This window comes from Suicoccus acidiformans (genome assembly GCF_003546865.1).
Lineage (GTDB): Bacteria > Bacillota > Bacilli > Lactobacillales > Aerococcaceae > Suicoccus > Suicoccus acidiformans.
The window spans coordinates 2188865-2200862 of the sequence record NZ_CP023434.1; the positions used below are offsets into that span (position 1 = coordinate 2188865).

The following is an 11998-nucleotide window of genomic DNA, read 5'->3' on the forward strand; positions in this document are numbered from 1 at the left end:
AAATCAAACATCTTTGCTCTTAAGTTTGTAGTCAGAGTTATATGATTTATTAATTCCTGAGGATCATATTCTTCGTCAAATGAATGACAGGGTGGACTTTAGCTTCATTTATGAGGAGTTGTCTACCAAATACTCGCCCGACAATGGTCGTCCTGCTGAATGCCCCATTCAGTTACTTAAATATCTACTCCTTAAGATAATGTATGATTTATCAGATAGAGATCTTGTTGAAAGAGCACGGTATGACATGTCTTTTAAGTACTTTTTGGGCTTAGCCCCGGAAGATACCCCCATTGACGCATCTACGCTCTCGAAATTTCAACGCCAATATATCAAAGACGAGACACTTCTAGATATACCTATTCAAAAGGCTGTTGAGATAGCGCTTGATGAAGGTGTACTCGAAAGTAAAGATCTAATTATGGATGCCACGCATACTCACTCCATTTATAAATCGAGAAAACCTCAAGAAGTTCTCCATGAACGTGCCAAACAATTACGTAAAGCTATTTATAAAGTAGATGACTCAATTAAGGAAGAGCTTCCGCCTCGTCATGATGAAGACAATCGACAAAGTGAGCTTGATTACTGTCAATCACTCATCCAAATGATGGAACAGAAGCCAGAATTACTTGCTTATGAAGCCATCAAATAGAAGTTAAACCATTTAATTGAATCAGTCGAAGATGATCTGAACAATTTACACTCTCTAAGCAAGGACGATACGAAACTTGGGCATAAGTCTGCAGATAGTTCATTCTTCGGATATAAGACCCCTATCGGTATAAGTGGCGATCGAATTATTACAGCAGCTATTGTAACATCTGGCGAGAGAGCAGATGCCCTGAAATGAAGCAGCTCTATGAAAAGTCACGTAATAATGGCATGGAAATTGAAGCGATCACAGCAGACAAAGCATACTCTTGTAAGCGCAATATTGAATATGCTTTAAAACATAATTTTGATTTAGTCTCACAATTGAATTCTGCTGTTATGGACGGTTATCGCGAAGATGAAAATAAATGGGATTATAACAAGGATGCTGAACGCTACCAATGTACCGCAGGTCACTTAGCTATTCGCAAAGCTCGCCAAGGAAGAAAAGATGCCAAAGAAAATCAACGTGAGGTCTATTTCTTTGATGTGGAGAAATGTAAGATATGTCCAATTCAAGAAGGATGTTATAAAGTAGGCGCGAAGTCCAAATCATATTCTGTAACTATTCAAAGTAACTTACATCGACATCAAGCGAGTTTCCAGGAAACAGATCGATTTAAAGAGAAAGCTAAGACGCGCTATATGATTGAGGGCAAGCATGGTGAATTAAAGAACCGACATGGTATGAAACAAGCCAAAAGTGTCGGTTTATTAGGCGTGACTTTACAAGTAGGTGCAACTATATTCATAACGAATATGAAGCGAATAATCAAATTAAAGGAAGAAAAAGAAGCAAATAAGTAAAAATAATAGAGGCAATGAGTCACCCGATTGAATTGGTGAAACTCATGACCTCTATTTTTTACAATTGTTGGGGCCCGCTCACAGAAATACCTGAGGTTTATCAGCAGTCCCCAAAGGGTGGTCCCTTTTTCAACGGCAAGGTGGTCCCTTTTTCACTTGACATATACAACATCTGACGGATAAGGGTAGGGTCTGTATAATAGGCTGTCAGAGAGGACTGTTTCATATCCGAATACTCTTTATCTGTGACTAAGCTTTTCAGTTCTTCTCGTTCCTTAGAAAATTTTGGATTATAGTCATCAAAAAATTCATTGGCTAGTCCACCCCAGCCTACATACTTGGCAAGGAGTTCTTGTTCATTTTTACTTGCCTGACGGTGTCCCGTTTCAAGTGTTTTAACCAAACGAATGGCCGCAATGTTTGTCTCAACCTTATCTCTAGCAGTCTTTGGATAAAAGTCCGTCATATCTTCTGGAAAATAAAAGTCCATTACTGGAATCTCTGGAATTGTTTCGACGACTTCCTCTTCAGGAATTTGATTATCTGTTTCTTCAAGATCAGTATCGTTATGACCTTTTTCTGAACCATCTGGTTCCAATAGTCCAATACTCTGAACTGGCTCCTCTTCCAGAAATGAAAAAAGATTTAGTTCTTGGTCCGCTTCTTCTAACTCTGTTTGTGGTTCTGCCTTTAGCTGATGAAGTGCCTGACTGACTTCTTCCCAGGTCCTCACATAAAGAACTGGATTTTGTTCAATGATATCCGAAAAGTCATTGACTAACTCAATCCGAATCAAACCGTTCAATCGAGCATCGCTGACCGACATGACCTCAAAGTCCTGTCCCTTATAGGAAACCAATGACCCCAGAGGATAAGTGTCCAATACTCTCTGGACTAGTGGATTATTCGCAAATTCTTCATCAACCACTACTTTCGACTCAGCTTTCTCTAGCTTGCTCTTCCAATCTCTGAGGGTTAAATCTGGCTGATTACCTTTATCTTTTTCAAATTGTTCCGCATCTTCTCTGCTGAGTTCTTGGTGTAAAAAGGCATAAGCAACCTGTCGCAACTCTTCTAAAGATAGTTGACTGCCAAAGAAAAATTCAACCTTTTCATGATTTAGTCCCATTTGGAGTAGTTCTGTCGCAAGGGCTAGTTGAGTTACCGAGGCTTTGGGATAACCACCTAATAAAGCAAGGTCCGAATTTTTCAAACGAAAACGACCTGCGGCATCCAATAAAATGCCGACTTGGTCTTGGTCAAACTGAGATAGCTCAATCCCTAGCTGAGTCAATTTTTCTTGATTTTCTATCCTAATGGCTCGTCCAATTTTTTCTAATTCCTTTTCTTCGACTGTGGTCAGCGTTCGTTTCAGCTCATAGGGACTACCATTAGCCTCTAGATAGGTTAGTAACTCTTCTCCCTCAAAGACTGGTATCATTTCCATATCAGTATCAAAATCACCTCGTCTAAAACTTGGGACTTTGGAACGTTCATTACGAATTTGGTCAAAATAAGTTAGAATCTCAAATTTACGTCGTAATGACAACTCTTCATAGGCAGGCAGATGACTGGTTTTTCCTGTTTGAACATCTAGTTGAGACAAATCTACATCCAAACGAGCAATAACCAGAGAGCCCTCTTCTCGAAAAGATATTGCTTGATGAACACTTGTTTTGTGCTCATCAACAGTTTCTTCATTTTCTAGAATAGTTTCATCAGCTCTTGTTTCAAGATCAGGCTCGTAAGTTAAGAGAAACTGTTCAATATCTCGGCTGATCCGATCCGCTAAATTATTAGCCACACGATACACATTGACCAAATTAGCTCCCCTACTCTTTTGTAATAGAGAATCTGGTGAAATAGTTTGGTAGTGTCCATTTGAGTCTAATAGTTGAAAACGAGTGGCCAGATTGAACAAGGCCACTTCAATCACCAAGTCTTTTTCAGACGGCGATAGTTTGTCGAGTTTTTGGAGACCAGTTTGGCCGAAAACTTGTGTATAGGTCAATAGATCATGAGCAGTATCATAAGGACTAGCCTGGACAAAAGCTGAAACATCTGTCTCAAAGTGAAGTACCTGAACAGATCTTTTGATTCCCTGCCTATTGGTCATAAACTGACGAATAAGACTATCCCACTCCTCATCAAAATGCTCTGCTTGGTAATATAAAAATGCCTCAAGCAGGGCTCTATCACGAGGAATGGTGGCTCTCATCATTTGTAGTAAGACTTCTTGATTCATTTTCCCTCCCATTTCAAAAGGGCTGAGAGTTTTTCTCAGCCCTTTACGTTAATCTAGGACCAAGGCTCGTTGGTCTCTTTCTTGTGGAATACCTTCCATTACAGTTGCCACATAGTGTTGTAAGAAACGACTTTTCTGGTCTAGAAAATCTTTTTGCAAGGCAAGGTGAACCAAATCTCCAAAATAATCCTGACTGGAAATAGCCAATTCCTGTTGAATTATGGCCTGTAAGGTTTCAAGGCTAAGTGGTGAATAATCGTCACTATCCAAAACCTCATACTGTTCCAAGGTGTCTGAGAGACTATTTGAGGACATTAAATCCATAATAAAACTAGAGCCTTCACCTGTTCGGTACAACTTTTCCAGAATGTCAGTCATATCTGCCTGCACTTCATCCTGATAACTATCAACTTTAACTCGTAGCTCATCACTAATCAAGGATAGGTCATCCTCATCCATATAATCTTGATAAACCTGATTGAGGATTGTTCTATCAGAAATACTTAATTCCAAAGAGAGAAAAGCCTTGATAAACTCTTGGTAATCGACCTTCTCCATTTCAGACAAAGCCTCTTTCATGGTGTCAAAGTTCCAAGCCATCACACAACTCCTTTTGTGGGACTAGTGGTGAATGTCCAGATTGTAGCTTGTATATGTCAAGTGAAAAAGGGACCACCTTGCCGTTGAAAAAGGGACCACCTTTTGGGTCAATGTAACGGCTTAGGCTAATTTATGAAAAGTTAGTTAAGAAGAAAGTGTCTCAGCGCTTCATACCTCCTTTTGGCTGGCTTGCGCCTCCTTCCAGGCACTGGTCTGCTTCATCCGATAACTCTCCCCTCGCATGTCCACAACATGCGCCTTAAAGGCTAAACGATCCACCAGGGCTCCCGTTAAGGTCGGGTCTTTAAAGCATTCCTGCCAGCGATCAAAGGTAAGGTTCGTCGTAATCATTGTAGAGCCCTTTCCCATCCGATTAGAAAGAAGATTAAACAGAAGCTCAGCCCCGGCTTCATCAAAGGATAAATAACCTAATTCATCGACAATCAAGAGATCGACCTTATTTAATCGCTGTTTGAAGCGATAAAATTGACTTTGCGTGACGGCCTCTCTTAATTCAATAACAAGATTTGGGGCATTTACGAACTGTACATGATAATTCTGCAGACAGGCCTCCATGCCAAGACCAATGCTAAAATGCGTCTTCCCTGTTCCAGGGTTGCCAATAAGAATGACGTTCTGTTTCTCTTGAATAAAATTCAGGGTCTTTAATTCGCGTAGTTGTTGGCGAACACCTTCCTTAAACACTTTCTCGTCAAAGTCCATCAGGTACTTCTTTTGGCTAAACTTGGCCTGTCGAATCCTTCTTTGATAGCTTCGATTTCGACGTTGTTCCACCTCCTCTGTCAATATCTCTGTGAGGGCTTCTTCCAAATCCAGTCCGCGACTCGTATATTCCAGGAGCAGGTGTTGGTAATTTTCCTTCAGATAGGGAAGTTTTAGTTCATTAGCGGCTTCTGCGATTGTTAACATAAGCTTTCCTCCAAACCATAGAGAGCATTTAATTGATGGAGCGTTGCTTCTGTCTGATGAAGAATCGCCTCCTGATTTTTAGGAACACCCTCATTTTCCGTTGTGACACGTTGCACCAACTGATCATAGGCCAATTGCTGGCACAAAGCCTCTCCACTGAGGCTATGGTATTTCTCAAGTTGTTCTATGAATTCTTTAGGGTGTCCGCTATAATATTTATGATAGAGTGTTTCCAAGCCGGGGGTTTGTTGAAGAACCAGCGAGTGTTCCAGAGCACCAGGTTTCTTCTTGAGGGTTTTGATATAGTGACTGATATCAAGCTGAAACCCATGGGAACCCTCTATTTTATTATGCCTGGCCACTTCTTGTTCATTGGCATAAACCACGAGATAATCGGCATAAGCCTTGATCTGAACTCGCTTCCCTACCAAGTAGTCAGGGACAGAATACTGATTCTTCTGATAATGAATCGTGGCATACTTTGTGACGCTGAGCTGACAAAGTTCTGCCAGTTCAAAGGGAGGACGGTATTTAAGAAGGTGGCCTTTTTCTTCTTCCAAACGACTCTCTTGATTCAAAGTCCGTAAGGACTCTTCCAAATGCTGGCGAGCTTCATCTAAAGATTGAAATTGATATTTTTTGGTGAAACAGTTTTGTCTGACATGCTTTACACGACTCTCTACTGTTCCCTTCTCATTCCCACTGAAGCAATTGGTGACATTAATATTAAACCCATAATAAGTGGCTAATTGGATGAGTTGGGGGTTTAGCTCCTTTTCATTACGCCCAATAAAACGAGTGACCACATTTCTCATATTGTCATAGACAAGCTCCGCATACACCCCACCCAGGTTTTCAAAAAATCGCACATGCGCATCCTGAAAGACAGCTTTTTTCTGGTTGGTATAGAGGTAAGCCCAGTAATAATCTGAAGCAGGGCTAGCCCACACAGCGAGATAATAGGTTTTAACCACGCCCTCAATTTCTAATTTGACCTCTCCAAAATCGAACTCCACCCGTGCACCCAATGCATAATTTTGCTTGATAAAAGCCTCTTTAGCTTTCGCTTTCATTTTTGACCAGTAATGAGCGACTGTCCGGTATTTAATCGCATACCCTTCCTCTGCTAGGATTTCATAAACAGCCTTAGCCGTTAGTGCTTGTTTATGAGGTCCTAGCCTTCGATCCTTTTCTCTTTCTTTTTCCAGTAATTCGCTCATTCTAGCTTCCACCTCTGGTGTAAAGGTTCTTTTTTTCCGATTGGAAGTATCATATTTTCTTTCTAAGACTAATTGTTCGGTTGCTGCTTCGATTTCTTTCTCATTTTGAGCGTCATCCAAAGCATCTATACCTGCTTGGTATCGATCCCTTATTCTTCGAATCGTTTTTCTATCAATGTCCATGTCTCTGCTAATTTTCCTAATGGATTCCCCATTTCTAAAACGGTGAATCACTTCGAATTCTTTATTGATACGAATCACTCCTTGGCACCTCCATCTATAATACGTTTATTATAGATGGAAAGGCATGGCAAGTGGTCCCTTTTTGAATAGCAATTTACCCCGAAGGTGGTCCCTTTTTAGATTACAACAAACATAGCTCTTCTAAATCAGCTTGACCATCACCATCTGTGTCAACAGACTGCGGATTGGTTCCCAAATCTAGTTCCTGAGCATCTGTCATACCATCTTGGTCTGAATCCTTTTCATAAATAGTTTTTGGATTCATCTACTTCTCCTCCTTTTTCTTCAGTCCATAAGCCGTACCAAGTAGAATACCAGCTCCAATCAAGCCCAAAAGGGATTCCTGTTCCCCTGTATTTGGCAAAACGCTAGCTGAAACAGGCGGTTCAATAGTCTCAATTGGTGGATGAGGTGGTGTGGGTTGATTTGGACTTGGTTCTTCAGGTTGAGGTGTACGTGTTACAACTGTATTTGAGCTGATGACATAGCCATTCACTGTATGAAGGTAGGTATTCTCCACCTGACCAGTCGCAATCCGTTTCATCTGCAGGTAAACATCTGCCTGAAAGGCTGAATCATCAGAGATAGTCTCTAAGAAGGATTTATCAAATGAAATTGACACTAGGCCATTTTCTGTATCCACCTGTTGCAAGGTATATTTCGTGACTTCTGTCCCCTCTTTTAAGACAGAACCGTCTTTGAGGATGACATCCGTCATCAGATAGCTGCGATAAACACCATTATACTCATCATGCTTTTCATCATAGTTATCTTCAAAACCATATTCAAATAAATCAGTCGCACGATTGCTTGGAATCAATGCTCCAACCAAGCGATAGTTAAAGGTTTGATGCAAGGCCACTTCTTTCCCGTCAAGGCTCTCATATTTATGAGACAAGTCGATCACCACATCTTTTTGTGGGTCTAATTTTGGAACATTATTAACCACTGTTTCCGTGACATAGGCCAAGCCAAAATCAATCTGATAGGCTGTATTTTCATACTGACCACCTGTTTTGGTCAACTCATTTTTAACTGTCATCGGAAGCGTGACAACTAAGGTTTGACCAGTCCTCACATAGGTCTCATAAAAGGTTTTGGGATCATCGCTACTAAGGACCTGAATGGCTCCTTTAGGTGTAAACTGGCGTTTAGCCATGGCATCTTGAACAACTTTCGGAGCTTCTGACAAACTAGCGTATGTGCTAACAGAAATACCAGATACACGATTGCCATCCTTATCCAAAACTTGAATGCCGTCAGGAATTAGGGTAAGGGCTTCTTCTGGGTAATCGTCTACCATGTAAAATCCCTTGGCAAGTACATCATCCGTCACGACCATGTCCTTGTATTGACTGTAATCCAAGACAATTTTGTAATAATTGACCGTATTCGGAAGAACAGTCTTTCCATCAATTGAAATACCTTCTTGGTTGGTATTAGACTTGTGTGGAGTTACTTTAGGGACAAAATTGGTCACCGTGTTGGTTTCATAGGCTTGCCCAAAGTCCACCTGATAAGCCACGTTTTCATAAGACTTCCCTGAATTAAGCATGGTTTCCAAAACCGTCATCGGAGTGACAATGGTAATATTCTCCCCCTTGGTCACATAAGATTCAAAAAAGGCTTGTGGGTCCTCAGGCATGAAAACTTGAAAAGCTCCTTTAGGCTGAATTTTTTGTTTCGAAAGGGCTGCTTGTAGCATTTTAGGAGCTTCTGATAATTGAGAATAAGCCTTCACCGTGATTCCTGAAACTGTTTTGCCATCAGATGTGATAAACTGAATAGCTGCTTCATCCGGCAATAAAGCTTCTTCTGGATAATCATCCACAAAGTAAAAACCTTGTGCAATCTGAGAGTTGTCTGCTTTAATCCCTCGGTATTGGTCCAAATCCCATGAGAGAGTATAGTGATTTTGAGTTCCCACTAGCATGGGCTTCCCATTGATGTCTACTTTGTCTTTATTGAGGTTTTGTTTCTTGGGTTCTGGAGAAACAAGCGTGTTAGTCACTTCTTTGGTTTCATAGCCATTGCCGAAATCAACTTGATAAGCCTTGTTTGTATAGGTCTTAGTTTGACCATAGAGACTATCTTTCACCGTCATTTTGGTCAAAAGAGCTAAAGAAGTTCCTGTTTGAACATACTGGTCATAAAAGGCTTGGTTGTCATCCGGCAAAAAGACTTGAAAGGCACCTGTCGGTGAAATCTTAGCACGAGCTAATTTATCTTGAAGGTCTTTAGGAGCTTCATTTAGTGAAGCATAGTTTTTAACCGTTATTCCTGATACCTTCTGACCGTCAAGGGTTGTGATAGCCATCCCATTTTCCACCACATCAAGCACTTCCTCTGGGTAATCGTCCACAAAGAAGAAGCCTCGTGCAATTGTCTCTTTAGCAGAACGATCTCCCTTATACTGGTCCAAATCCCAAATCAATCGGTAGTGGTTGGTTGTACCAAGGGCTACGACCGTGTCATTAATGAGGACACCATCCGCATTTTCATTGTTTTTATCTGGTGTAATGAGTGTGGTTGTCTCCCCATCACCTGGTGTACGAACCGTTACAACATTTGAAGTGACTGTGTAAGCATTGGTTGTACCCTTGTTCAAAAGGAGTTTGTAACTATTGGAATAAGTTGCCCCATCATTTTGAACAGAACCATAGAGTTTAGGAGCGGTCAGTTGATAAACCTTGGTTAAATCTTTATTTACCTCCTGCAACAAGTTTTCCTTTGCGGTCAAGGTCACAAAATTCTTAGTCTCATCAAAGCTAAGGACATAGTTTCCATTCTCTTTTTGTGTTGTTTCCTTATCAAATAGGTAACCAGCAGGCAAGTAGTCCTCAAAAATGAGACTAGTCGTTTGAGCACGATTGGGCGATAAGGCATCAACTGTTAAGGGATAAATCACCGTTGAATCTTTTGCGACAGTTTTCTCATGAAGATTAGCTTGGTCACTATTGACCACTTCTTTCATAATCTCTGGAGTTGTCGTCAAACGGTACGCATGATAATGGACAGTTGGTACTTGTGGTGGCGTTGGAAGTTCTTTTGGAATAGGTTTGACAGGTAAGGTTACCTTGGTCAAAGTCAGACTAGGCTGGCTCACTTCTTCCAAAGGCTTTGGCGTGAAGGTCACAGGATTTTCAGGTGTAAAGGTTTTTGGAGTAAAGACATCTGGTGTTACAGTAATAGGTTCTGGAATGGGTTCAAGTTCCACCGCTACATGAGGTTTGGGACTATACGGTGTTACTGTACGTGCAACTGGTAGGGTATTTAAGGCAAACCAGTAAGACAATCCAACATTCTGTGGCATATCGCCTTGGCCAAAGGTGACTGTATAGGTATTGCCTGATGTAACTGTTGAGACAATAGCTCCTTTATAAGCATAACGACTTGATGTGGTATCCCATTCCTCAGGTAAATTCAAATCACTTGCACGGTTGGAACCCAAAGAACGGGCCAGACCTTCATTAGTCACTTGAACGGTTGAACCATTAATCGGCACAAATTTCCCAGAAGTATCTTTGACATATTCTAAACCAATGTCATTATGATTGAGGGAAGAATGCGTGAAGACACCTGGCTTTTCTTTTGAGAAGGTAACTTGTGAACCGTCTTCCAAGAAATACCTGGCAACTACACGAAACTCCATCTTGTCTGTTCGCCAATCACCGTTTCCGTCATTTCGATAGGCAATAAAGCCTTCGGTAGGATCATTTGGCACAACTAGTTTCACAGCATCGGTTCCAGCTGGTGATACAAGGTTGGTAATATCGTAAGTCACACGACTAATCTTTTTCCCATCAAATCGTGCATTTTGGAGATTTTGATAGTTAAAACTAAGAGTCTCACCTGTTTTGAAGCTGTCATAGACAAAGAATCCTGTTGAATCCAAAATTCTTGAGTAGCCACCCAGCATAGCATCGCCAGTTGAAATAATCTGATTAGGATTTCGGGTAATTGCTCCATGTTTTGCTTGTGGCTCACCGTTATTGAGATTGAGGGCTTGAGCAAGGGCTTCAGAAATATAACCTTCTTCACCTTTCGAAATCTCGGCCAAATCACGTTGGTAGCGTTCCATTTCTTTGGCATTGTAGGCATCAATCGCTTCATTCTCTTTTCTGGCTGCGACTTCTTTTTCTTTATTACGTTTGGTAATAGCTTCAATCTCAGCTGCTCGATCTGAAACGAATTGTTGTTTCTCCTGATTAGCTTGATCTACTGCGGCTTGACCAGCACGGTTTTCAGCATCAACAGCTGCTTGACCTGCCTGATTCCGCTTTTCAATGGCTTCGTTATCTGCTTTTGCCTTAGCAAGTCCAGCTTCATTTTGTTTTTGAATGGCCTGATTTTTCGCAACAATATCATCTGCCTTTGTTTTCTTTGTTAGATAATCTGCTACAGCTTGTTCGTTAGTTGATTGAATGGTTTCAACAGCCTTGCCATAGTTTGTATAGTCAAGTACAGATGTCCCATTTCCTGATGAAACTACTTGTTCAATTACTGTCACATCAGCATCTGCATACTGGGATTTTAGGTCATTGACTTTGGTATCAACCCAAGTATATGTCTCTTTACCAGTTTGGTTGGCCCCTTCGTAGGCCTGTGACAGCTCCTTATTTTCTTGTTCAATGCGGGCTTTATTCGATTCGTATGTCGCTTTGTCAGCTTTGTAGCTTTCAGTAACTTCATTGATAGCCACAACTTGGTTTTGGGCATCTGCTTCTGCTTTTGAAATTTGTTGGCTGGTCTCTGACGCAGAAGTTGTATTCCCCAAATCCATTGGGCTATCTTCAACCGTAGAAACACCTTCAGCCTTTGCCTGTTCCACTGCTTGTGTTACCGTATCATGTGGTACGGTGACAGCAATTGCACCGTTAGATTGTCCAGTTGATGCCATACTTTCAGTTTGTTCAGAAACAGGGGTTGGTTGTGCTTCTGGTAAATTCGTGGCTGGATTCTCCGTTCGTTGGATGGTGGTGTCAACTGATGGAGTAACTTCATCAGCATGTGCAACCGTTCCTCCCCAAGCAACAACAGCTGTCACCATGGTTCCAAGGGCAACGGAACATAAAGTACGATATTTTTTACTCTTGCGAAAGACGTGTTTCTCGCCTTTTTCCTGATTGACAAGAAAGTGATGATTACATGTTTTGGTCATAAATAGTCCTTCTTTTCTTTTATTCTTTAGCAACAAACTGTCACTCTTTCCTCATCATAAAAAAGAAGGCTTGATTTTGTTATCACAATCAGTTCAGGGAAAAGAAAAAAGCTATCGGAAGCACAACCGATAACCTTT

The 11998-nt window shown here is 41.1% G+C and carries 4 protein-coding genes and 4 pseudogenes; 1 reads left to right on the forward strand and 7 read right to left on the reverse strand.

Annotated elements, in window-relative coordinates:
* The first annotated feature begins 52 nt into the window (after positions 1-52).
* Positions 53-1461 (forward strand): annotated as a pseudogene (locus tag CL176_RS10315) (IS1182 family transposase).
* Positions 1462-1630: 169 nt separating this feature from the next.
* On the opposite strand, the pseudogene CL176_RS10320 reads toward CL176_RS10315, so the two are convergent.
* From CL176_RS10320 to CL176_RS10350, 7 genes and pseudogenes are all read right to left on the reverse strand, one after another.
* Positions 1631-3706, reverse strand: a pseudogene (locus tag CL176_RS10320) (hypothetical protein); the annotation flags it as partial.
* Positions 3707-3754: 48 nt separating this feature from the next.
* Positions 3755-4306 carry a hypothetical protein gene (locus CL176_RS10325; protein WP_118991213.1) on the reverse strand — a complete coding sequence of 184 codons (552 nt, stop codon included), beginning with the start codon at positions 4304-4306 and terminating at the stop codon, positions 3755-3757.
* Positions 4290-4364: pseudogene (locus CL176_RS13130) on the reverse strand (calcium-binding protein); the annotation flags it as partial. The pseudogene CL176_RS13130 and the gene CL176_RS10325, both read right to left, overlap by 17 nt.
* 110 nt (positions 4365-4474) lie before the next feature.
* The gene (gene istB / locus CL176_RS10335) at positions 4475-5236 is read right to left on the reverse strand and encodes an IS21-like element helper ATPase IstB (RefSeq protein ID WP_118989628.1); all 762 of its coding nucleotides are present in this window, start codon (positions 5234-5236) and stop codon (positions 4475-4477) included.
* Positions 5230-6717 carry an IS21 family transposase gene (gene istA / locus CL176_RS10340; RefSeq protein ID WP_118989686.1) on the reverse strand — a complete coding sequence of 496 codons (1488 nt, stop codon included), beginning with the start codon at positions 6715-6717 and terminating at the stop codon, positions 5230-5232. The genes istB and istA overlap by 7 nt, the downstream gene beginning before the upstream one ends.
* Before the next feature lie 115 nt (positions 6718-6832).
* Positions 6833-6964: pseudogene (locus CL176_RS10345) on the reverse strand (calcium-binding protein); the annotation flags it as partial.
* Positions 6965-11860, reverse strand: a complete 4896-nt coding sequence (locus CL176_RS10350; RefSeq protein ID WP_118991215.1) for an SspB-related isopeptide-forming adhesin — start codon at positions 11858-11860, stop codon at positions 6965-6967.
* Positions 11861-11998: the final 138 nt, after the last annotated feature.

Coding starts and splice junctions, on each gene's coding strand:
- CL176_RS10325 (WP_118991213.1), bottom strand. CDS start 4,306: ATGGCTTGGAACTTTGACACCATGAAAGAGGCTTTGTCTGAAATGGAG.
- istB (WP_118989628.1), bottom strand. CDS start 5,236: ATGTTAACAATCGCAGAAGCCGCTAATGAACTAAAACTTCCCTATCTG.
- CL176_RS10350 (WP_118991215.1), bottom strand. CDS start 11,860: ATGACCAAAACATGTAATCATCACTTTCTTGTCAATCAGGAAAAAGGC.